We start from the raw sequence: 22,619 nt of genomic DNA on the forward strand, positions 1-22,619 counted from the left end.
GGCGGCAAATTTGATATAGTTTTTAAAATTTAGTTTGCAAAACCGCGCGGATAAAATTTGGATATTTTAGAAAATTGATTGAGATTTTGCTTTTTTGAGATGCGGGTTTTAAAATATACGAGACTCCAAATTTAAAGCCGCGTTAAATTTGACCGAGTAAGAAAAAGAAGTTCGCCGACCGCCAAGCGCGGCAAATCGGCGAATGCGGGATTATTTTATAACGCCGCAAACCATTCTAGCGCCGCCGCCGCCAAGAGGCTTTGGATGGTCGCTGTGATTATCGCCGCCGACGTGGATCATTAGCGAGTGGCCTTTTAGCTCATCTAAGCTCTTGATTTTCGGAGCTAGCACCGGATAAACCGCGTTACCCTCGGCATCGACGAAAAGCGCAGGCAAATCGCCCTTGTGGCCGTTGTCGTCCCATGCAAACGAGTGTTTTTTGGTGTCGCTTGGATCCCAGTGGCCGCCCGCTTTCATGCCTAGACCTTTTTCATTTGCGCCGCAGTCAGCGTTTTGATGCACGTGAAATCCGTGCGCGCCGCCCTCAAGGCCTTTAAGATTCGGGAATAGCGCCACGCCGTAGTTAGTCTCGACCGCTACCACCTCGCCAACGACCGTGTTGCCCTTTTCGCTTAATTGCTCCATAGTGACGACTAGGTGCTTACCTGCCTTTGGATCAAAGGCTTTTTCCTCGTGCGCAAGAGCGCTAGTAGCGAGTAGGCAGCCTAGAGCCGCGCTAGCTAAAACGATTTTTTTCATTTTTTCTCCTTAAAATGTAATTGCAAGGTAACTATAGCCTAAATTTGATTAATTTAAGCTTTAAATTTTCTTAAATTTAATGCGCCGCGAGGGCTTAAATTTGTCTCCGTTTTGCGAGAGAAAGCCCGTCAAATTTACTTTATCTCGCTTAAAATTTGCGCTAGTTCGCCGCTTTGACCGATGCGGTAGAGCGCGAAGTCGTACTTGATCGGATCGGCGGGGTCAAATTTGCAAAGCTTGTCCGTTAGTTCGCGCACGGCCCTAAAATCATAGCTTTTGCGAGAGATTAAGCCCAAATTTAAAGAAACTCGGTGCGTATGCACGTCAAGGGGCATGAGGAGCTTGCTTTTTGGCAGGCTTTTAAAGAGTCCAAGGTCGATGTCGCTATCTCGCACCATCCAGCGCAGGAACATATTGTAGCGTTTATACGGGCTTTGCGGAGCTTTTTCGTACGGCTTGCCGAAGAAAAACTCATACCCGTCCGAGCGGTAAGGGTTTAGCGAGTAGATAAATTTGATGAGTTCGTTTATACCGTCTATCATCGAGCTGCTTTTCTCAAAGCCTGATCTCACAGCGCTTTCGATATCGCCCTGCTGTTTTAGGCGCGAAACGGTGATAAAAATCTGCCGTACGTCCTCGCAACTTTGAAAGCGGTATTTGTGCCGCGTCAAATTTGAAATGATCTCCTCCTCGCTTTTATCTAGCAGCGAAAAGTCGAGCGAATTTAGAAAATTTACGATTAGTTTTGCGTTGCCGTAAGCAAAAAGCGCGCAGATGAGCGAGATCTCGGGCGTTTTAAATTTGCTAGCGACTTGTAGCGGATCGGCGGCGGCAAACAAGTCCGCATGGGTATTTTTAGAGATTACGTTTTGATCCAGGAGGGTTTTTAAGTCCATTTTTAGCCTTTTTGGCCGAGATTTTAAACCAAAAAGGCTAAAAGAAATTTAAATTTACTGTTTTAGCGTCAGCAAGGTATCGAGCATCTTTTCTACGGTCGTGATGATTTTAGCCGCCGCGCCGTAGCTGCTTTGAAATCGTATGAGATTTGTTAGCTCCTCGTTTAAATTCACGCCGCTAACGGACTGATGCTCGGACATCGCAACCTTATGGATGGCGGTATTTGCGTCGTTTAGGTCGTTATTTGCCTGCGTCTCGCTAGCTAGATCGGACGTGATGTAGCGGTAGTAGCCCTCGATGCTCTCCTGTTTATCCGCATGCTTGTTGGAGTAAAACACGATTTTATTGTATTGCAGCTGCACCATATCGTTTGCGACTTCGTTGTTGCCCGGAGTCGGATTTGAGTAGGCTTTTAGCTTGTGCGGATTTTCCATCAGCTCGCTTTTTACACTCATGTTTTTAGCTTTGTCGCCCTCAAATACTCTATTTAGCCCGATGATGCCTGGGAAATTCGTGCCTTTATCGATGAAAGCGACGCTGTATTCGCCGGCGTTTCTTTTCGGTATGACGCCAAACGTTCCCCTGCCCGTCGTCGCGTCGTACTGATAGCTTGCTTGGAAATAATCGTCCACGTCGTTTAGCGAGTTGTTATCGCCGTTATCATCGGTATCGGAGTTAAAGTCACGCACGATAGAGTTGCCGCGAGTATTGTCGTTTATCGAAGTCGAGGCGTTTATGTTTATCGTTTTGCGAGCGACCTCTTGGCCTTGGTTGTTATAAACCACGACGTCAAAGCTACCGTGCTTGATGTCGTTATTAAAATTCATGAGCGTTCTAGAGTCGCTTAGGTCTTTTATCTCGTCGGTTACGGCGTTTTCTACGGCCGATCTTGCGTAGATATTGTTCGTCTCGTTTATGATACCCTTGGCGAAGGTATTTAAGTTGTCGATGTATTTTTGTATCGTTCCGTCCTGAAACTCTCCGCTATCATCCATCCTGCGTCCGCGCAGATCCAATGCCGAGCCCAGTTTACCGCCCTGGATACGTCCGTTTAGATCGACCTTTTTGCCGTCCTCTCTTTCAAAATAAACGCCCTTAAATTCGCTCTTGCCGTTCATTTTATCTATCTTTAGCGGGTGATAGGTCACGCCGTCTACGATATTAAACCCCGAGATATTTATCTGATGCTTAGTGCCTATGTCGGTTACTGTAGGATCGACGTTAGTGCCTTGCAGTTCGCCCTTAAACACGCTTATGCCCGCAAGCTTTGACATAGCAAGCTCGAGCTGATCGCGTTTGTCGCGCAGATCATTTGCTCTAGTGTTACCCACGGACTCGACGCGCACGATCTCTTTGTTTATCTGCGCGATTTGCTTGGCATATTTATTTATTTCATTTACGGTAACTTCTATCTGCGAGTCTACGTCTTTTTGTATCTTAGTTAGCATGTCGCTAGCTTTGTTGATACTGGTCGAGAGCGTGCTAGCGTTATTTAGCAAATTTATCTTTTGCGAGCCCTCGGTCGGGTTTGAGGCGAGGTTGTTCCATGCGTTGAAATAATTTTGCAGATCTCTACCTATGCCGACGCTTTGCAGATCTGGAAAGCGCTGCGAAATCTCCTCCAAAATTTTCTTTTTGTATTCGGTCGATTCTAAATTTATATTTGAAGTGCGAAGCCTAGCGAATGTAAATTCGTCATGCACGCGCACGACCGTATCGACCTGCGTACCTCTGCCGATATCGCCAGGGATATCGTGAAAAGGCTCTCTAGCAGACTGCACGACGCGCTGTCTAGTATAGTGCTCACTGTCGGCGTTTGTGATGTTGTGTCCGGTCGTAGTGATCTGCGTTTGCGCGGCATCTAGGCCGCTCACGCCGATGTGCAAAGACGAAAATATATTAGCCATTTTTTAAACCCTCGTTTTAAATAAACTCTCCGGTCTTAGACCGTTTTTGTCGTAGCCGCCGTCTTGCTCGCCTTTAAACATATTTTTTAGCAAGCTATCAAAAAATTCTTTCACTCCGACGACGTATTTTGCGTATTCTTTATTTTTTGAATAGAGCTCTTCAAGCTTTGAGCGCATAAGCGCGAGAGATGACTTTACCTCATCGTCAAGGATAGAGCTTAAATTTGCCCCGCCGTTTTCCTTTGAGACTCTTAAAAGCTCTTTATCTAGCAGCGATTTTACGGATTCGAATTTTTTAACCAGCTCGTTTTTGCGTCTAACGCTATCATCGACCTTGCTATGGTCGGCTAGTTTTATTTTTTTTATATCTTCCGCAGTTTGAGCGATGAGCTCGTCTAGCACACCCATCGCCTCATCCAAATATCTTTTAAGCATTTTTGTCCTTTCTTTTTACGCAAGGACAAAAAATCTTATAAAAGCGTATCTGCAACGGCTTTTGCAGTCTTGGACATATCTAGTTTATATGTTCCGTTTGCGATCTGCTCGGCTATCTTTGCAACCTTGCTTTCTTCTTTGCCTTGTGTTTTTTCCATGTTTTCGCTCTTTTTTACGTCGTTTGAGCGAGTGATTTGCTGAGGGCTCATGCCCAGTTTAGCTCCTAAAGTTCCTATCATTTTCAAGCCTTTTTAGATTTGTTAGAAACTAAATCGGCAAATTTTGAAATTTCTTAAGCCCTTTCTTTCAAATAATTGAATAAAAGTTCGCTAAAGCCTAAATTTCCGCTCAGAGCCTTACTCATCGTATCGTTATACATCGAGTGATAGATCTCGTCTCCGGCATCCTTGCCGAATAACGGGTTTTCGTCCTTTAGCGCGATATCTAGCACGCTTTTAACCAAAAAAGCCTCAAAAGCGTCGGTTTGCTCTTTTAAAAGCGCATCTTGCTCGCTCTGAGGCTTATCTGCACGCCTATTTTCGATAGAGCTCGTGGCAAATTTATTATACGAGCTTAAAGCTGCCGAAGTATCTACGTTTAGCATTATATTATCTCTAAGTCTACGTGTATAGCGCCGACGCGCTTTAAATTTTCCATTATCGCTATGATGTCGCTAGGCGTCGCACCCATCTTGCTTAGCGCCCTTGCGACGCTAGCTACCGTGGTTTTTTCGCCGCTGATTTTTAGCATGTTAGCTACGGGATCTACCGCTGCGCCGTCTTGCAAGTCGATAGTTCGTTGCTCCGCCACTGCTTCGTCGTATGAGTCTGGTTCTATCTTTATCGTGATGTCGCCGTGGGTGATGACGACGGGATCAACGGTGATATTTATACCGCTTACTATCGTGCCGGTGCGCTCGTCGATTACGATCTTATCTAGTGCTTTATAATCCACGTCCAAATTTAACACCCTAGCTACAAAATCAACCATATTTGCGCCGTTTGGCTTAGCAATTCTGATCGTTCGCGAGTCGACGGCTACCGCGCTATCGACGCCTACGTTTAAATTTACGGCTCTTTGGATATTTGAAGCTGTGTCGAAATTTGACTCTTTAAGGCTTAAAAATATCGCTTCTTGATTATAGATATCGTACGCTATTTCGCGCTCCACGATAGCTCCGCTTGGGATCGTGCCTGCTGTTACGTGATTGCCACCTTTACTTCCTCCGCCGCGAGATGCCGTCTTGCCGCCTATGGTTAGCGAGCCTTGCGCTAGAGCGTAAATGTCGCCGTCCACGCCCTTAAGCGGAGTCATCAAAAGCGTTCCGCCCTGAAGGCTCTTTGCGTCGCCGATAGATGATATCACGACATCGAGCTTATCGCCCTGTCTAGCAAACGGCGGCAGCTTTGCGATAACCATTACCGCGGCGGTGTTTTTAGATTTGATATCGTCGGGCTTGATTTTTACGTTTACGCTTTGAAGCATATTTGAAAGAGACTGGATCGTAAACTCCGAACTACTGCCGTCGCCAGAGCCGTTTAGACCGACGACCAGACCGTATCCGATCAGCTGATTTTCCCTCACGCCAACGACGTTTGCGATGTCCTTTATCTGCGCCGCAAAAGCCGATATGGCAAGAGTTAGCAAGCATGCCGCTAGTTTCATTTTCGTCCTTAAATTTTGTATTTTCAAGGACGAAAAAGCAATTAGTATTCCAAATTTGACGCAAGAATTTTAAGTATAGTAGCTAAGCGAAGTACTTCCGAATTTTTTAGATTTTAAAAGCGTAAATGCGCCGATGTTTTCGGGTAAATTTAGATGGCCGGCATGCTCAAAAGCGATCAGATAAATTTTATCTTTTGGTAAATTTCTCGCCAAATTTACGCACTTTTCATAAACGTCAGCAAAACCGTCCCTGATATCAAAAGGCGGATCAAGATACAAGATGACGGGCAAATTTTGCCTAGTGACGATGGCGGGAGTAGTATCAAAAGTATCGCCGTTTATGATTTCTAGCTCGTCGCCGATAAGTTTAGCGTTTTGTAGCGCGATTTTGTAGGCGTTTTTATCGATTTCTACCGCGTAGGCCTTTACCGCGCCGTTACTTAGCGCTTCTGCAGCCATCAGCGCGCTACCGCCGAAAGCTTCGATAAAAATCTTGCCCGCTAGCTCGTAGCGAAACGAGTCGAAAAACGAGCCCTTTACTATACTTTTCGTGCTTCTTGTGGTTTGAAGCGAGGGCAAAAGCAGCTTTTTACCTTTAAATTTGCCGCTTGAGATAGTCGCGTAGAGATTTTTCAACGAGCTTTCCTTAAAATCGCAAGTAGCTCTTCTTTAAATTTATCTATCAAATTTGAAACCTCAATCTCCAAATTTGAACCGTTTTGCGGAGCGGCTTCTTCTTTTATAACAAATGCTGGCGAGGTCGTGCGAGAAGGCGTGATGGGCTCTGAAAACTGGATCGCCGAATAAAACTCCTCAAGCGCGGAGATAAGGGCTTCTTTGCTAAAAGGGATTTTTAGATGAGGCGAGCGCTCGGCGATCACGAAAACTGGCTTTTTAGCCTCTATCTTTTTGTCTGCCACGATAAAATCGCAATCTTTTCTAGGCGAGATAAAATCCCTCAAAAATAGCCTTAGCGACTCCTCGAGCAAAATACAGTCGCATTCAAACGAAATTTTCACAAGCTCTCCTTTTTCTCGCCTTGATTTAGGCTGGATTTTAACAAATTTATGCGAAAATTTAAATTAAGCAAAAAATTTCCCAAACGGGGCTAAAAGAATTTGCAAATTTGACGATATAGAAGCTAGCAAATATTCAAAGGAGAAAATATGGAAATTTTCAAAGTAGCGAGCCAACCGATGGCAAACGTAGCTACAAGCTCGCACGCACAAAGCTCTACACAAACTAGAGAGGTCGAAAGGACGCAGATCCAACAAGACGCAACCCAAAATTTAACCGAGCAAAATAACGAAACGCTAAACGAAAAAGTAAAAGAAGCCACCGAAAAACTAAATAAACAAATGGAAGATCTGGGCACTAGTATACGCTTTGGCTACAACGACAAGATAGAGGCCATGTACGTAAACGTAATGGAGATGAAAACCGGTGACGTAATCCGCAAAATTCCGACCGAACAAGCCATGAAACTAAGCGAATATTTTAGAGAGGCAGTCGGAGTTTTATTTGACAAGGAGAGCTAAAAATGGCGCTAGGTAAAGTTTCTTCGCTTGGCTTTGGTAGCCAGGTTTTGACGCAAGAGGTTATAGACAAGCTAAAAGCCGCCGATGAATCGGCTCAAATAAAACCCGTAAGTACTAAAATCACGGCAAATGCGACAAAGCAAAAGGACCTAACGGCTCTAAAAACGCTGATAGGCACTTTTCGCTCCTCGGTTTCAACTCTAGCAGACGATAGCTCGTATCAAAAAAGAACGACTAGCTCGGACGGCAAAAGCGCAGATATAAGCGTAAGCTCGGGCGTCGCGATACAAGATATCGAGATAGACGTTAAACAACTAGCTAAAAAAGACGTTTATCAAAGCACCAAATTTGCCACCTCAAGCTCGTTTATCGGCAAAAACGGAACCTTTGGCGTAAAAGTCGGAGGGCAAACCTATAAGATCGAGGTCAAAAGCTCAACCACGCTAGAAGAGCTAGCCGATAAGATCAACGAGGTCACAAACGGCGCCGTTTCGGCAAAAGCGATGAAGGTCGGCGGAGAAGACCCGTATCAGCTTATATTGCAATCAAAAGAAACGGGCGCGGAAAACAAAGTCGAGCTAACAAACGTCGATGACGACGGCAACGCCCTAAGCGGCGCGGACGACGTTTTGGGTAAACTCGGCTGGGATAGCGCAAATATCGCAAATAATAAAATCTCGACCGCGCAAGACGCTGAGTTTGTCTACAACGGTATCACGATAAAGCGAAGCGGCAACCAGGTAAAAGATCTAAATTTAGGAATGACGATAAAGCTAAAAGATACGGGCAAAACGACTTTTAGCGTCAAAGAGGACACGAGCGCGATAAAAGAGAGCATGCAAAGCATGGTAACGGCGTATAACAATCTCGTAAACAACCTAAAAGTCGCTACCGATTATGATTCGGATACGAAAAAATCAGGCACTTTTCAAGGCGTGAGCGAGATAAATACCATAAAATCGACGCTAAATAAAATTTTATTCGGCAATCAGACCTACACGAAAGATAACGTGACCAAGACGGCAAATTTAGCCGACTACGGTCTAAGCCTAAACAAAGAAGGTTTGCTAGAGCTAGATAGCTCAAAACTCGGCAAAAAACTAGATGAGGATTTGCAAAGCGTCCAAAAGATATTTGCCGGCGGCACTACATACGGCACGGCTCAAGTCCTTAGCTCAAAACCGGTAGATAGCGGAGCGCTTACTATCGGCGGCGACGATCTCGTGATAAACGGCAAAAAGATAAATTTAGCCGCTACGCCCGCGTCAAATTCAGCAAAAGAAAACGCGCTGGCGCTGCTAAAAGCTATAAACGACGCCGGGATATCGGGCGTACAAGCGACGCTAACCGCAAACGAAGACGGCATCATGCTAAAAACGACAAACGGCACCGCCATAGATATAAAAGGCTCTACCGCGGCGCTAAATGCAGTTGGCTTTAGCGAATCAACCGTAACGCCAAAAAACACGACGGTAAACGGGATATTTTCATCAACCAAAAAGGCGGTAGACGGGCTAATCAACTCAAAAAACGGCTCTTTAACCAAGTATGCCCAAAGCCTAGTAGACGAGAAAAAGTCGCTAGACTCTGAAAAAGAAAAAACGCAAAAGTCGCTGGATGCAAAATACGCCACGATGGAAGAGCGATTTTTGGCGTACGACAAGATCATCAGCAAGCTAAACAACGAATTTTCGTCGCTAAAATCGATGATCGAAGCCGAATATAATAAGAAATAAAAGGTAAATTTATGCAATACAATACTGCACACGCGGCGTATTCGCAAAACGCGGTAGGCGGCATCGAGTCGCCTACTAAGCTCATCGAGATGCTTTACGAGGGCGTTTTAAGATTTATTTTTAGAGCTAGAAAAGCGATGCAAGATAACGACGTGGAGAAAAAAGTATATTTCATAAACCGCACGAACGCTATCTTTATCGAGCTTTTAAACTCGCTAGACTACAACCAAGGCAACGTCGCGCACTATCTAAGCGGCCTTTATACGAGGCAGATCCAGCTACTGTCGATGGCAAATATAAACAACGACGAGCAGAGCCTAAACGAGGTCGTGAGCGTAACCAAGCAGCTGCTTGAAGCGTGGAAAGAGACGACAAACGCGGGGCAAGCCGATGTGGCTGGATGAGCTCAAAATCGCCGTCGCTAACGATGACGCAGAGGCTATCGCGGCGCTAGCGGACGAGACGCCTAGTAAATTTGATAGCCTAGAGGATGCCCTGCAAGCTCAGGAACTCCTCGGCGCAGCGATAAATTTGATACAAAAAAACAAAAGCGAGCTCGGTAAAGAGCTAGAAAAACTAAAAAACGTAAAAAAATATATGGCGTCGTAAGTAAATTTGACCGCATTTACGGCGCTTTTATCTCAAATTCTCCTCTAAATTTTATCCCGCAAAGGCAAAATATGACGAAAAGCGACGTAAAGCACGCTTTAAAAAGCAGATTCGGCGCGGAGATAGCGGGCGACTTTCGAGTGCTAAAGGAGCGCGAGCTGGCCGAATTTAACGATGAAGCAAAATTCGTCTTTGAAGGCGAGAGTAAGATACTGCGAGAGTTTTATATCTTTGCAGATACGGGCGTAGGCGATCTTTGGCTTGTTTGTCTAGATGACGGCAAGGTCGCTTTTTATGATCACGACGCCGGATATCTTTGCGCGTCAAATTTAGCTAAATTTGATCTGGATATGACGGACTGGCTTAAGATCGCCGAGATGTTTGGAAAATTTGAAACCATAAACGAGCCAAACGACGAACAAAAATCTAAATTTAAGCTAGCCGTTAGCGCTACGTGTCCGCAAATTTTAGAAATTTGGGATATTTAAAACCGCAAATGCGCGGCCGTTTAATGCGGTCAAATTTAAATAAATCTTGCAAATTTTGATGCTGCTAGATCCGAGCAAATTTGACGTTTACCCAAAACTCTCGCCTAACGCCTATATTTCTACCTTTTGCCTGTACGGCTTTTGCGGCCCGGATAAAAATCCTAAATTCTAAAAACCGTCAAAATGCAAAACATCGAGCGTTAAATTTAGCGCGGCACTTCGCGTTTTAAAAAACTCGCCGATAAAATTTAAATTTACCAAGCGTTTCGATTTTGGAAACTTGGCCAAATTTTACGGCGTCAAATACAAAAATCTCCGCGCCGTTTTCCGTAATTTTAGTCTGTTAAATTTATGCCTTGAGCCGATAAAAATTTACGCGCAAATTTAAAAACTAGCCGAAGCTAAATTTACGCCGTTTAATTTATCGCGCGTCGCCAAATCTCGCGAAAATATCTGCCAAAGCCGTAAATTTACGGGCGGATTTTAAATTATTTGCAAGCTTTACGCACTTGGTCGCCGAAATCAAAAAACCGAAAGTAGAAAAAGAAGTAAAAAAGGCATGGCGATAAGCCGAGTTCTGTCGTGAGTGATTATTTATCTACTCCAAATTTTACAATTTGGCTCTAGCGAAGGGTTTAACATAAGACTCAAAACCATCCCTTCTTGCTGCGAGTTGGGTTTATATAGCCGCCGCGCTTGCACGCCGCGCTGGTGGGCTCTTACCCCGCCGTTTCACCTTTACCGCCGAAGCGGCAGTCTGCTTTCTGTTACACTGTCCCTTGGGTCGCCCCAGCCATCCGTTAGATGGAACTCCGTCTTATTGCAGCTCGGACTTTCCTCTTTTGCCTACGCAAAAGCAATCACTTGCCATACCTTGGGCGCGATTATAGCTTTTTCGGGTTTAAGGATAGCTTTTTAGCACGCGCTATTGAGTTGAAGTATTTATAACTATGGATACAAAATCACAATCCGTCGGCCGGATCTATTAATGGTATAATTTTAAGGAATGGAATGCGGACAAAGCCCTATATTTTTATCCGTTAAAGCTTCAAATTGAATCTTTGCTAAATAACGGCAAAACAAGTAATAATCTTGACATCAATTTCTATATGTTACCTTTTAGTGATACATAAAATTTCTAATTTTTTTGTAAATTTATATTCTTAGTGTATAATGAATAGTTTTTTATTTTTTACAAAAGATTATGGATTATGAAAGATATTAAGATACCAATTATTTCTAGTTTAAGTTTAGCGGCATGTTTAGCACTTATTCCTTCGCAAGTTTTAGCCGAAAACGCAACGGCAACAGTAACAGGCGGCGGCAGCAACGGCTTGCATCACTCAAGCGGCACTTATTACTCGGGCGGTTACGAGGGCCTAGTATCTGGCGGCTCAAGCGATCATATAGTAACTATTACCGGTGATCCTAGCGGAACAGATATGTCTTCATACACTATATACGGCGGCGGCGTAGGTGATCCTGCCGTTACGCCTACGACTTCTGCCAACCGAAACAAGATCGTCGTTCAAAACGGCGCTACCGTTACTACTATAATAGGCGGCGAAGGTAAAGGCGCTACAGACAACACCGTAAGCATAACAGATGCAACCGTTAAACGAGCCGTCCTAGGCGGAAACGGCACCTGGGCGGGACAGTCGGCGCATGCGGGAGACGCTGTCGGCAACACCGTAAATATCGAAGGCGATAGCCAGATAATCGGAGATGACGAGGGTATAACCTACTTTGATGAAGCGATGGTGTCGGGAGGTCGAGCCGGGTATGGCGCTTCCGCAAACAACAACACCGTAAATATCACCGGCGCAGCTACGATATATAGAGGCAGAATAGAAGGCGCTACCATAAACCGAGGGAGAGAAGCAAAAGGCAATAGCGTTAATATCACAGGCGCCGTAGTCTTAAACGATGGTCAAGAAATGGATGGCGCTGTATCCGTATCCCCAGAACATGAAAGCACCCTAGAGGAAAACCATGTCGTCATAAATAACGCCGGTGCCAAACTTAGAAATATAACCGGCGCCAACACTACAAAAAAAGATATCGGTGTCGGAGGCAAATCTACAGCAATAGGAAACTACGTAATTTTACAAAACGGACAAGTCGAATCTACTACGGGCTCATACATGGCCGCCGTCTCCAAAAATAATTACTCTAAAATTAGCGGCGGAACAGTTATGGGCGATGTACAAGGCGGTTATGCCGGCTCATACCCAACTCTTACTCACGTCGCTACGAGCGAGAATGATTACGCCGAAATAAGCGGCGGCGACATAAAGGGCAATGCCTACGGCTTTCGTAACGTTAATGGAGATATAACCGGAAGCTACGTCAAAATGACAGGCGGCAAGGTAGGCGACAGTGCTTATGGCGGACTTACCAAAAGCGGTAAAATTTCAAAAAGCTATGTGTTGTTAGATGGCGGTGAAGTAGGACATGACGCTATCGGCGGAAGCAGCGTTAGCGGAAACGTCGAAGAAAACAAAGTAGAAGTCAAACAAGGTGCTACCGTGGGTCGCGATATCATAGGCGGAAGATCAGAAACAGGTAGCGCGACTAACAATACCGTAAATTTAAAAGGCGCTCAAGTAGCCGGCGACGTATATGCAGCGCATGCCGCTAACGGTAGCGGTAACAGCGTAAATTTCCATAGCGGAAGCGTAGGAGGAACGATATACGGTCTATCTAATACAAGCGGCACCAACAATAGCCTAAACGTATATAACGCCTCTACTCAAAAAACCGCGGGCGATATAGCAAATCTAAACGTATTAAACTTCGATGGAATTTCAAACGCTAACGGTAGCGCAGATGCCGCAGCTTTAAATTTAACCGCTACCGGCAATACCGATATCAATAACGCTAAGTTCCGACTAAACGGAATAGACTACGATCCGAGTAACGATAGCTACGGCTCTTTAAATATCGAGGAGGGTAAGGAGTATCACCTTATCCGCAATGCGGGCAATACCTTTACAGGCTTCACCGAAAAGGCTAAGCAAACAACAAGGGAGTTTACGCTTAAAAGCTCTACCACCTACGATATAATGCTAAAAGGCTTAATTAAGAGTAGTGATGATCAATCTATCTTGATTCAAGGAAGCAAGCTTACGTCTAGAAATATCACCGGCGGCGAGTTTGGAAACGATGAGATCAATAGATATAATCCTATCCCGAATCCAGTAATAAACGTAGTTAACGAAGATCCAAACAGTCCTACAAATTTCAACGGCTTAAATATCAACGGCGGCAACAACTCTACCGTAAATTTAACCGGCGGCAATAATATCGGAGATATCACCGGCGGAGCGGGAAGCACTCTAAACGTAGGTAAAAATACTACCAATCCGGCAGCTCCTAACTCTATAACCGCTAAGAATATCGGAGGGTTTGACGATATCAATATCTTTATGCCTCCTACCATTAAAGACGGCGATTCTATGATTACGATAACAGATCCTACGGCTAATACCGATCTAAGCAATATGAGAGGTAAGATCGCCGCTTACATTAGCGGCAATACAGATGTAGGAGATACCAGCACTATCCACCTAATCGATAAGCAAGGAAGCGGACGATTACTTCTTCCTGATCCTTCGCATCTACAAACCAGGGTTCAGCAAGGAGCTACCATAGAGTATGAGACCTACAATATGGTAGATGCAAACGGAAGAGCTTTAGATCTTAGATTTAGCGGCAAAAGAAGGGTAAAAGAGGATACCAAATCCTTCGCAGAAACCAGAGCCGCAAGCTTAGCTAGCTTAAAGAGCGGAAGCGAGTTAATCACTAACTACCTAGATAAGCTAATACCTGACGGTCATTTAGAGCTATTTCCTTTTGCTATAAGCGAAGCTTACTCTTTAAGACATGAGACGGGCTCGCACGTAAATTCCAAAGGCTACGGCGTTGCGGCAGGCCTTGCTAGCTTAACTCCTAATTCCGCAGGAGAGATACTAAGCGGAGTATTCGTAGAATATGGAAGATCAAAATACGATAGTTACCTAGATAACGGTCTACATGCAGACGGTATAAGCGAATATATAGGCGGAGGCTTGATGCTAAAGCAGGTATTTAGCAGCGATACCTATATAGATGCAAGCTTTCGCGCAGGTAAGATAAGTAGCGACTACAATAGCAATGAATGGACCTATGCTGTAGCTCCTGGGGTCTTAGGGCATGAAGAGAAATTTGACATCAGCTCAACCTATATGGCTACTCATATAGGAGTAGGTCAAATTTTTGATCTAAACCAAAACAATAAGCTAGATATCTACGCTAAATGGCTATATGCCCATACAGCCAGCGCCGATGCTACTATAAGCTCAGGCGAGAGATATCGTTTTGATAATATTACTTCTAGTAGAGTAAGAGCAGGCCTAAGGGATACTATAAATCTAAAAGATGAACACAATCTATACGTAGGCGGCGCATACGAGTATGAGTTTAAAGGAGATGCTAAAGCATCTACTATGGGGCTTGACGCTCCTAAGCCTAGCTTAAAAGGCTCGACTGGGATATTTGAAACAGGCTATAAGTATGAGAGCAAAAATCTTATCTTTAGCCTAGGAGGCAAAGGCCATGTCGGCAAAAGCAGAGGTGGATCTATCAATGCAGGGTTTGAGCTGATGTTCTAACGAGCTAAAGCTACCATATAAAGCAAAGCACTTAAAGAATAATTTGCCAATGGCAAAAATCACAATTTTTTTGGCTACGACTTAGTCTTGTTATTCTCTGAAAAACAAGATAAAAAAGCTTTGTCTATTCTACTAGCAAGACAAGGTCGTAGCTAAAAATGCACGCAAATTTAACGATCTCGCGTCAAATTTGCGTTTTTCATAGACGAGATTAAGCCTTCTTTAAAAACTCCGTCTTTAGCACTATAACGCCCATTTTATCGATCTTGCCTTCGATTTCTTTGTCGTCGTCCGTGAGCTTGATGTTTTTTACCATGGTTTCGCGCTTTAGCGTAGCGCCCGCGCCTTTTACTTTTAGATCTTTGATCAGAGTTACGTTATCTCCCGCGTTTAGTTCGGTTCCGTTTGCGTCTTTTGGCATATTTTCTCCTTTAAATTTAGCGCCCATTTTACTAAAAAATGAGCAAAAAATAAAGTCCAAGCCGCTCAATTTACTTCGTATCGTTAAATAAAGTTGATAATTTGATTTTATTTGGACAATAATGTGATAAGTCTGCGTAAAAAAATCGCCTCTAAAATTTAAACAAAGTTTCAAGGCTTTCAAATTTTAAAATTTAAGGCAAAAGAGCCAAATTTGACCCTTTTGCCGTTAAATTTAAACAAGCTTTTTGATGACGTCTAGTACAAGATTGCACTTCGGTACGACGGAGTCAACTTCCATGTATTCGTTTTTAGTGTGCATATTTCCGCCCGTAGGCCCCAGTCCGTCGATCGTCGGGCAGCCCGCCGAGGCCGTGATATTGCCGTCGCTTAGACCGCCGGCGTCCACCCAGCTCACCTTAGCGCCAGTTTCTTTGGCGACCTCGTCGAAGATCGCCTTGATCCTCGGTAAATTTTGCTCGTCTATCATCGGCGCTTCTTCGTTGATTAGTATCTTTTTATGCGTTACGCCGTTTACGATACCTTTGCTTAGTATCTCGTCCAGCTTTTTGTTAAAAAACTCGACCGAGGAGGCAAATTTATACCTCATCTCGCAGGTCACGCTGGCAAATTCGGGCACTACGTTGTGCGCGGTGCCGCCGTTTGTGATGATAGAGTTAAAGGTATGTCCCGCCGCAAAATCAGTCAGCTTTGATAGCTCGACTACGAAATTTGCCGCCTCGACTACCGCTGAACGACCCAACTCGGGGTGGTTGCCCGCGTGCGCGCCCACGCCGTGAAAATCTATCACATAGGTCATCACGCCTTTTCTAGTCGCCACCATCGAGCCGTCCTCGCGAGCAGGCTCCATCACGAGGCAAAATTTAGACTTTCTTGCGTATTCGCGGATCTTTTCTTTGGCGAAATTTGACCCCGTCTCCTCGTGCGAGTTTAGAAACAAAGCGACGTTGACTTTACTCAGATCAAGCTCCTTGATGACGTAGAGCGACAGCAGTGCGCCGCCCTTGTCATCGATGACGCCTAGCGCATTTACCCTGCCCCCACTCTGGGTAAACGGGGTATTTTGCACCGAACCCACGGGGAAAACCGTATCCATGTGCGCAACGAAAAGCACGTCAAATTTCGCCGCGTTCGGGTTGTTTGAGATGAGCAGGCAGTCAGCGACCTTATCGGTGCCAAGCACGACCTTTTCGTGCTTTAGGCCGAGCGTTTCTGCCTTATTCATAAACCACTTTGCGACGCTGTTTACGCCATCCACGCTAGACGTCGGACTCTCGATATCGGTTAGCTCCTTTAGCTCAGCTAGATATTGTTTTAGCTCCTCTTGTTTCATGGACTATCCTTTATACAATGATGCTCATCACAAACATTGCTAGATAGGCGTTTAGGATACATATGCCAAATAGCACCAAGTAGTGTTTGCCAGGAATTCCCAGTACGCCTAGTACGCGTCCCATATACTGCACCGTAGAGCCTACTAGCGCCATACCAGGGATCAGTACTGCGATATCTGGAGCCGTTAGAGTACCGCCCTGAACTAGCGCCACTAGTACGCCCGCAGATCCGCCCCAGCTAAGAAACGCCGCCATGATAACCGCTATCGACTCACCAGGAAGCCCAAGAGGTAGCATAACAAATCCAAGATACTTGCCTATGATGTCAAGCGCGCCAGAGACCTTTAGGATGTGGATGATAACAAAAGCCATAAGGACGTTTGGGATAGTGTTGTGAACGGCGATATCCCAGCCCTTTCTAGCTCCTTCTACGAAAACGTCGGTTAATAATTTATTATTAGCTTGCTCGCTCATACTTCAGTCTCCCCGTCTTTTACGAATTTTTTAACGTAAAGTCTCATCAAATTTGCTCCAAATACCTTAAACACCAAAATGATTCCCAAGCCAGCCGCGATAGATATAGGCGCTAGGGCTCCGTTTTTGTCCGCAACCAAAAGTAGCGGAGCAAAAGACGCTAGAAAATTTGTGATCATCGCGCCCGCACTAAACTGAAACGCGGCAAATATCAAAAGCTCTTTGTGCGTGATCTTACCGTCTTGGCGTAAAAATTTAGCCGTAGAGCTGCCTGCGTCTGTGCTTTGCGTACTAGCTATGAGCGAGATCGAGCAGCAGCCTGGGATTCCGATGAGAGGCTTTAGCACGGGAGTTAGCCAGCGTGAAGCCGCATAAAGCGCGTAATATCTCTCAAATATCGCGACAAAGCCAAGAGCTAGCATGATCGCCGGAACCAAACTGAGCGCAAATATAAAACCGCCCTTTGCGCTAGTGCCTCCTGCGGTCTTAAACCACTCCGGAAACTGTCCGGTTAACTTACCGAAATCAAAAATTCCGCCCGCGACGTCCTTTAAGAAACCACCGAAAAAGACGATAGCTAGGATCAAGGCAACGGTGCCGATCGCTAGCTTTTTGCCGTCGTTTGCCTCTTGCATAAAGCCTCCTTAAAAATAAAGTAAATACATAGGTAATATACAGTCGCGAACCTTAGGAATGAGTAAAAAGCAGATTAAGATAATGAATAATATTTAGTTCTTTTAGTTAATGTTACTTTTAGATACTTTGATTTCAAAACAATCAAATTTAATAAAAATAACCGTAAGTTTGCAACTTTAATAATATAGCCGAGAGAGATGAAGTAATCTATCCAAAACAGCGATAGAGTTAAAATTTGACAAAAACAAGACAAGCGGCTCATATAGTCAAATTTAAGACTCTGCTTGCAGTTGCTAAAATTTAAAGTCGAAATTTATGAAATTTGACTTCAAATTCGAACTAAAAAATCAAGGCGAAGTGAAGTAAATTTCACCCCAAGATTAGACATATAGTTTGTCGCAGGACGAAATTTACATTCTGCTTGCAGTTGCGAGTACAACGAAGCAAAAAGCATTTAAAAGCGCTCGCAAGACGAGCCGCCGCCCTACTCAAATATATTTTTATGCAAGATTTCCTCCAGCACCACCGTCGCGTAGCTTCCTTTTTGTAGCGTGAAATTTATCGTAAAGTGCGCTTTCTCCTCGTTGTATTTGTAGCTCGCATCCTCCAAATAACACCATGCAAAACGCCTAGAACCCGTCATTTTAGCTTTATATTCATTTACCTGCGCGAAAATTTGATCCTCTACCATTCTCGCCGCTCCCTGCGCCTCATACGCCTTCGCGCCCGCGATTAGCCCGCAGCTAGTGATATCTCTAACGTCAAAGCGCGCGCTCTCCGCGTCCAAATCCTCGCACAAAAAGCACTTGCCGTGCGGGTAGTGGCCCAAGACTTCGCCCTCAATTAGCTTAAAAAATCTCTTTTGCGATTTTAAATTTTTCAAATTTTCGCCGCCCAGATACGGGTAAATTTGAGCTAGCTCAGCGAGGCTAAAATCCTGCGCGAACCTTGAAATCTCCACGCGTTTGCTAAGCCAACGGTTAAAAAGATCGCTTTGATATGCCGATATCAAAAAGTCGTTTAGCTTTGGATTTTTGCTCTTTTTGCCGTTTACGGTGCCTGATTTTAGTAGTTCCAGTCCACTTTGCGCGTTGTCGCCGTATTTGCCGAAACGCTGATAGCCAAAGTAGTTAGCATATCCCGCCTCGTCAATGTTTCGCACGGCTTGTTCCAGCTTTGCCGCTTCGCTTGGTATCACTTTTTTTAGGCGGATAAAAAAGCTGTTGCCTTTTAGGTGCCCGATGCGAAGCTTGTTATCATGCGCGGCGAGGCTTAAAATTTTCATCTTTTCGTGGCTAAAATTTGCTAGCATAGCCTCAAATTTACGCGGCATCGAGATAAACTGCGTAGTCATACCCTGCTTGTCTTTTAGCCCCGCGTAGCCAAAATCCCGCATCTTTACGCCGCTTATTTCGCTTAGCGCATGCAAGGCCTCCTGCGTCGTCATATCTTTTTTGCAAATTTCGATTATCAGGTGCTCGCCCTGCCCGCTAAATGCGTAAAGCGGAATCTCGCGCACGACAAAATCGTCCGAATTTTTACTAAAATACGCGTTAATGGGCGCGTGAGTGAGCGCGTAGAGAGGCTTAAAAATGGTGGTTTCTTGCATTGCTTTTAAATTTTCCTTTCGTGATTTTAGCAAAAATCGTGATTTTCGTGCGGGTTTTGCGTGCTATGCTTAAAATTTTGGCGCGGTTTTTCGGACTAAAAGTAAATAAAATCTCGTATTCCTCGCCGCTATTTAGCTCGCGTTTGCTTAGTCGTTTGCTAAATTTCGCCCCGCACCGACTCTGCGCGCAAAGCTTGGCTAGATCGGCTCCAAGCCCGTCTGAAACGTCCATGGCGGCGTTTATCTTATCCGCTGCGGCGTAGAAAAATTTATCTTTTAAAACAGGTCTTTTAAAGCGCGAATTTGACGCGACCCGTCCGCCGTTTAAAAGCGTCCTAAGCCCTTTTAGACTGCCTCCAAGCTCGCCCGTAAAAGCAACCAGATCGCCCTTTTTCGCTCCGCTTCGCAAAACCGCCTTACCGCAAAGCCGCGAGATAACGGTAACGCTAAGCAAAATTTTATCGCTGCCGATCGTGTCGCCGCCGATGATAGTCACGCCGTACTCGTCGCAAACCTCGGCAAATCCTTTGCGTAGCGCCGAGATCTGCGCCGCGCTCGTATTTTTGGGTAGCCCAAGTCCTAAAAGCGCAAATTTAGGCTCGGCGTTCATCGCGACGGCGTCGGAGAGATTTACCAGCATTGCCTTGCGCGCGATCTCCTCCATACTAAGCCAGCCTATCAGGAAGTGCGTCCCCTCGCAAAAAAGATCCTTGCTATACACCCATCGGCCGCGCTCATGTGCCACTACAGCACCGTCGTCGCCGATGAAGGAGTTGCTAAATTTATCGATTATTAGGCGTTCTTTATCCATTTTGCGATTTTATAAAATTCGGGCTAAAAAGGCGCTTGAAAAACGAATTTATTTAAGAGGCTCGGCAAATTTAGCCGCTTTTAAATTTGCCGAGTTTAAAAATTTATCCGAAAATCTCAAATTTACTAAATAGCTCGGGTTTGTCTTTTACTATGCCGCGCTTGATTAAATTTGCCACGACGTCGCGGTCGCAGTCGGTTTGCAGCGGCCAGCCGCGCGTATAGCCCTCGGCCTCGTCTTTTGCGGTGGCGTCGATACAGACCGCACCCTCACGCACGTAGATATCGCGCAAGGCGTCGATGTTGTTCGTCACGCGCCAAAGCAGCATATACGGATTTTCCAGACGGTTTTCGGGACCGACGAAAACGAGCAGTTTAAAGTGCTCTTTAAATTTCAAAAGCTCATCAAAAACCTCTTTTACGAGGCGGTTTTTGTCAAATTTGACGACGCAAATCGGAGTTTTGGTATTTGTTTTAAACTGCACGAGCTGCGTTAAATTTGACTCCACTTCTTTAAATTTAGCCAGCAGCGCGGCGTCGCTCAAAAGCACGGGCGCGGGTGCTGAAAAATCCTGCGTAGCGTCGATTCCTAGCTTACCGCCGAAGCACGAGTTTGGGCTCGCATGATCGAGCTGATCGCACACGCCTTCGCTGATTAGCAGAGCATTTTTGCCAAAACGGTTTAAAACATGCTCCGTAAGCGCGTCATAATCGTTCAAATCAGGCGCATCCTCGCCGACGAAAACCGCGTGCTTTACGAAGCTCATCTGCCCCACGCCCCAAAACGCGTGCATCGCCTGCTTGGCGTGCGCCGGATAAAGGGCATTTATCTTAGCCAAGATCAGGTTGTGAAAGACGCCGTTTTCAGGCATGTTGTAGTCTAGAAGCTCGGGCACCGTCGTGCGCAAAAGCGGCAAGAAAATGCGCTCTGTCGCCCAGCCCATATACTTATCCTCAAGCGGCGGCTTGCCGACTACGGTCGCGTGAAATACAGGCTCACGTTTGCTAGTAATCGCCGTAATCTCCATAACGGGAAATGGCTCCACCGGCGTATAAAAGCCCGTGTGATCGCCAAACGGCCCTTCAAGCTCAAATTTATCCGTATCCACGAAACCCTCGATCACGTAGTCCGCGTCGTGCGGGACGTAAATTTCATTCGTTAGCGACTTTACGAGTTTGGCCGGCTCTTTGCGGATGAAGCCGTAAAGCAGCAGCTCAAACACGCCCTTTGGCAGCGGCGCCTGACCGCACCAGATATAAAGCGGGTCTCCGCCTATAGCCACGGATACGGGCATCTTGCGGCCCGCGCGCTTGTATTCGTTAAAGAAATTCGCGCCGTCTTTGTGGATCTGCCAGTGCATGCCGAGGCGATTTTTACCATAAATTTGCAATCGGTACATGCCGACGTTTTGCAGTTCGCCGTCTAGGCTTTGCGTATAGACCTGCCCCATCGTGATAAAGGCGCCGCCGTCAAGCGGCCATGTTTTTAGCGCGGGAAGCGAATTTAAATCCGCCGCATCGCCGAAATACGCGATCTCTTGGCACTCGCCGCGAGTTTTTAGGCGTTTGGTAAAAATTTTTCTCATCTCAAACAAATATGCGGCAAAATTTAGCTTTTCGCCAAAGCTTTTAGGCTTTTTTGGTTTTAAAAGTCGCTCGATCTCGCCCGCGATTTCATTAGGCTCTCGTCCGAAAATAAGCTCTAAAGCGCGCTTTGAGCCGTAGATATTGGCTAGCACGGGAGCAAATTTGCGCCCGGTTTTTTTGCAGATAGGATTTGTAAAAAGCAGCGCCTGCGAGTTTTCGCGCTTAACCTCGATGTAGCTTGCGTGCGCGATTTCTAGGTCGATATCCGCGAGCTCGTCGATGACGCGCAGTAGGCCGTTATCTTTTAGAAGCTTGATGTAGTCCATATGTCGCCTTTTTGATTTTTGGGCGATTTTAGCCAAAAATAGCTGAAAAAGGCGAAGCAAAGCGGGGAGTCGTTATTTATCGCGTGCGCCGATAACCGACAAAGCGTCAATCGCCGTCTCGGCTGCCGCGTAGTTTGCGATACTGTCTCGCCGTTTAGCACTACAAATTTCATCACGCAAGCGCTAAATTTTCGCCCAGTCGCCGCAACGCCGCCAAAAGTCGTACTCGTGCATACTGTGATACTTATACCTTTTTAAAGCGTTTCATTGCAGTTTTGTTTTGCTAAGTTAATGCGCCAGACGGTGTCGTAGCTCCGAAAATAGCGGCAAATTTATTAAATTTAAAACCTACTCCGGCACGTTAAGCTTTAGCAGCTCGCCAAATATCTCTTTGCAGTATTTCATAAAGCGTTCATTTAGCCGCACGCCTTCTATATTGGCGCTGATGACGCTATCCTTCACTTCAAAAACTATGGTTTTATCAGCGATAGTTACGCATTTGCAAGCGTTATAGCAAACGTCTCCGTTACACTCCGCGTATAGGCCGTTTATATCGGCATTTTCATCGTCATCTTTTTTGAGTTTGATCGGTCTTTGAAAGATTATGTAGTTTTTGTAATCGTATTTATCGTCTGCAAGACCGATCATATAGTAGTTGTCTTTGCTATTTTTAGTAGCGGTTACGGCTTTTGCTTTAAAATTTAGCTCAAACACGC

The 22,619-nt window shown here is 45.3% G+C and carries 23 protein-coding genes and 1 other RNA gene; 6 read left to right on the forward strand and 18 right to left on the reverse strand.

The features are described 5' to 3' along the window. Nucleotides 1-210 precede the first annotated feature (210 nt). The 9 genes from RWM02_RS04120 to RWM02_RS04160 form a co-directional block, all read right to left on the reverse strand. Nucleotides 211-759: a superoxide dismutase family protein gene (locus tag RWM02_RS04120; protein WP_314069356.1), complete on the reverse strand. Its 549-nt coding sequence runs from the start codon at nucleotides 757-759 to the stop codon at nucleotides 211-213. 134 nt (nucleotides 760-893) lie between these two features. Beyond that, nucleotides 894-1,655 (reverse strand): TIGR02757 family protein, encoded by a 762-nt coding sequence (locus RWM02_RS04125; RefSeq protein WP_314069358.1) that lies wholly within the window; start codon nucleotides 1,653-1,655, stop codon nucleotides 894-896. Between the two features lie 54 nt (nucleotides 1,656-1,709). Beyond that, nucleotides 1,710-3,563, reverse strand: coding sequence for a flagellar hook-associated protein FlgK (flgK, locus tag RWM02_RS04130; protein ID WP_314069360.1), 1,854 nt, complete (start codon nucleotides 3,561-3,563; stop codon nucleotides 1,710-1,712). 3 nt (nucleotides 3,564-3,566) lie between these two features. Next, the gene (flgN, locus tag RWM02_RS04135; RefSeq protein WP_314069362.1) at nucleotides 3,567-3,998 is read right to left on the reverse strand and encodes a flagellar export chaperone FlgN; all 432 of its coding nucleotides are present in this window, start codon (nucleotides 3,996-3,998) and stop codon (nucleotides 3,567-3,569) included. 35 nt (nucleotides 3,999-4,033) lie between these two features. Then, nucleotides 4,034-4,237 (reverse strand): flagellar biosynthesis anti-sigma factor FlgM, encoded by a 204-nt coding sequence (locus RWM02_RS04140; RefSeq protein ID WP_122873807.1) that lies wholly within the window; start codon nucleotides 4,235-4,237, stop codon nucleotides 4,034-4,036. Between the two features lie 53 nt (nucleotides 4,238-4,290). After that, entirely contained in the window at nucleotides 4,291-4,602 is a 312-nt protein-coding gene (locus tag RWM02_RS04145) for a rod-binding protein (RefSeq protein WP_009495995.1), read from the reverse strand. Beyond that, complete coding sequence (locus tag RWM02_RS04150) at nucleotides 4,602-5,663, reverse strand: flagellar basal body P-ring protein FlgI (RefSeq protein WP_314069364.1); 1,062 nt, start codon at nucleotides 5,661-5,663, stop codon at nucleotides 4,602-4,604. Before RWM02_RS04150 ends, RWM02_RS04145 begins: the two co-directional genes overlap by 1 nt. Before the next feature lie 69 nt (nucleotides 5,664-5,732). Beyond that, a complete protein-coding gene (locus RWM02_RS04155; protein ID WP_314069366.1) occupies nucleotides 5,733-6,299 on the reverse strand; it encodes an RsmD family RNA methyltransferase in 567 nt (188 codons plus the stop codon). Next, nucleotides 6,296-6,682 carry a hypothetical protein gene (locus RWM02_RS04160; RefSeq protein ID WP_314069368.1) on the reverse strand — a complete coding sequence of 129 codons (387 nt, stop codon included), beginning with the start codon at nucleotides 6,680-6,682 and terminating at the stop codon, nucleotides 6,296-6,298. Before RWM02_RS04160 ends, RWM02_RS04155 begins: the two co-directional genes overlap by 4 nt. Before the next feature lie 147 nt (nucleotides 6,683-6,829). Between RWM02_RS04160 and RWM02_RS04165 the strand changes: the two genes are divergently transcribed. The 5 genes from RWM02_RS04165 (at nucleotide 6,830) to RWM02_RS04185 (ending at nucleotide 10,034) form a co-directional block, all read left to right on the forward strand. Continuing rightward, nucleotides 6,830-7,201 carry a FlaG family protein gene (locus tag RWM02_RS04165; protein WP_122862829.1) on the forward strand — a complete coding sequence of 124 codons (372 nt, stop codon included), beginning with the start codon at nucleotides 6,830-6,832 and terminating at the stop codon, nucleotides 7,199-7,201. A 2-nt stretch (nucleotides 7,202-7,203) separates the two neighbouring features. Then, the gene (fliD, locus tag RWM02_RS04170; RefSeq protein WP_314069371.1) at nucleotides 7,204-8,937 is read left to right on the forward strand and encodes a flagellar filament capping protein FliD; all 1,734 of its coding nucleotides are present in this window, start codon (nucleotides 7,204-7,206) and stop codon (nucleotides 8,935-8,937) included. A gap of 11 nt (nucleotides 8,938-8,948) precedes the next feature. Continuing rightward, entirely contained in the window at nucleotides 8,949-9,341 is a 393-nt protein-coding gene (gene fliS, locus RWM02_RS04175) for a flagellar export chaperone FliS (RefSeq protein ID WP_314069372.1), read from the forward strand. Continuing rightward, a complete protein-coding gene (locus RWM02_RS04180) occupies nucleotides 9,328-9,546 on the forward strand; it encodes a hypothetical protein (protein ID WP_314069374.1) in 219 nt (72 codons plus the stop codon). Before fliS ends, RWM02_RS04180 begins: the two co-directional genes overlap by 14 nt. 71 nt (nucleotides 9,547-9,617) lie before the next feature. Further along, nucleotides 9,618-10,034 (forward strand): hypothetical protein, encoded by a 417-nt coding sequence (locus RWM02_RS04185; RefSeq protein ID WP_314069375.1) that lies wholly within the window; start codon nucleotides 9,618-9,620, stop codon nucleotides 10,032-10,034. A gap of 550 nt (nucleotides 10,035-10,584) precedes the next feature. Here the strand turns inward: RWM02_RS04185 and rnpB are convergent. Then, an RNA gene (rnpB, locus tag RWM02_RS04190) (RNase P RNA component class A) lies at nucleotides 10,585-10,910 on the reverse strand. Nucleotides 10,911-11,245: 335 nt separating this feature from the next. Between rnpB and RWM02_RS04195 the strand changes: the two genes are divergently transcribed. Next, nucleotides 11,246-14,686 (forward strand): autotransporter outer membrane beta-barrel domain-containing protein, encoded by a 3,441-nt coding sequence (locus RWM02_RS04195; protein WP_314069377.1) that lies wholly within the window; start codon nucleotides 11,246-11,248, stop codon nucleotides 14,684-14,686. Between the two features lie 211 nt (nucleotides 14,687-14,897). Here RWM02_RS04195 and RWM02_RS04200 read toward each other — a convergent pair whose 3' ends face one another. The 8 genes from RWM02_RS04200 to RWM02_RS04235 all read right to left on the reverse strand — a co-directional run bounded on the left by RWM02_RS04200 (nucleotide 14,898) and on the right by RWM02_RS04235 (nucleotide 22,617). Beyond that, nucleotides 14,898-15,107 carry an alkylphosphonate utilization protein gene (locus tag RWM02_RS04200; protein WP_314069379.1) on the reverse strand — a complete coding sequence of 70 codons (210 nt, stop codon included), beginning with the start codon at nucleotides 15,105-15,107 and terminating at the stop codon, nucleotides 14,898-14,900. 234 nt (nucleotides 15,108-15,341) lie between these two features. Further along, nucleotides 15,342-16,460, reverse strand: coding sequence for a M20/M25/M40 family metallo-hydrolase (locus tag RWM02_RS04205; protein WP_314069381.1), 1,119 nt, complete (start codon nucleotides 16,458-16,460; stop codon nucleotides 15,342-15,344). 10 nt (nucleotides 16,461-16,470) lie between these two features. Beyond that, a complete protein-coding gene (locus RWM02_RS04210) occupies nucleotides 16,471-16,935 on the reverse strand; it encodes a YjiG family protein (protein WP_298085443.1) in 465 nt (154 codons plus the stop codon). Next, nucleotides 16,932-17,570 carry a nucleoside recognition domain-containing protein gene (locus tag RWM02_RS04215; RefSeq protein ID WP_002950689.1) on the reverse strand — a complete coding sequence of 213 codons (639 nt, stop codon included), beginning with the start codon at nucleotides 17,568-17,570 and terminating at the stop codon, nucleotides 16,932-16,934. Before RWM02_RS04215 ends, RWM02_RS04210 begins: the two co-directional genes overlap by 4 nt. A 485-nt stretch (nucleotides 17,571-18,055) precedes the next feature. After that, entirely contained in the window at nucleotides 18,056-19,180 is a 1,125-nt protein-coding gene (gene truD / locus RWM02_RS04220; protein WP_314069383.1) for a tRNA pseudouridine(13) synthase TruD, read from the reverse strand. Beyond that, nucleotides 19,158-19,991 carry a thiamine-phosphate kinase gene (locus tag RWM02_RS04225; RefSeq protein WP_314069384.1) on the reverse strand — a complete coding sequence of 278 codons (834 nt, stop codon included), beginning with the start codon at nucleotides 19,989-19,991 and terminating at the stop codon, nucleotides 19,158-19,160. The genes truD and RWM02_RS04225 overlap by 23 nt, the downstream gene beginning before the upstream one ends. Before the next feature lie 103 nt (nucleotides 19,992-20,094). After that, nucleotides 20,095-21,903 (reverse strand): menaquinone biosynthesis decarboxylase, encoded by a 1,809-nt coding sequence (locus RWM02_RS04230; protein WP_314069386.1) that lies wholly within the window; start codon nucleotides 21,901-21,903, stop codon nucleotides 20,095-20,097. 348 nt (nucleotides 21,904-22,251) lie between these two features. Next, nucleotides 22,252-22,617 (reverse strand): Imm10 family immunity protein, encoded by a 366-nt coding sequence (locus RWM02_RS04235; RefSeq protein ID WP_122862815.1) that lies wholly within the window; start codon nucleotides 22,615-22,617, stop codon nucleotides 22,252-22,254. Nucleotides 22,618-22,619 lie beyond the last annotated feature (2 nt).

This window comes from Campylobacter showae, from assembly GCF_963515975.1.
Lineage (GTDB): Bacteria > Campylobacterota > Campylobacteria > Campylobacterales > Campylobacteraceae > Campylobacter_A > Campylobacter_A showae_F.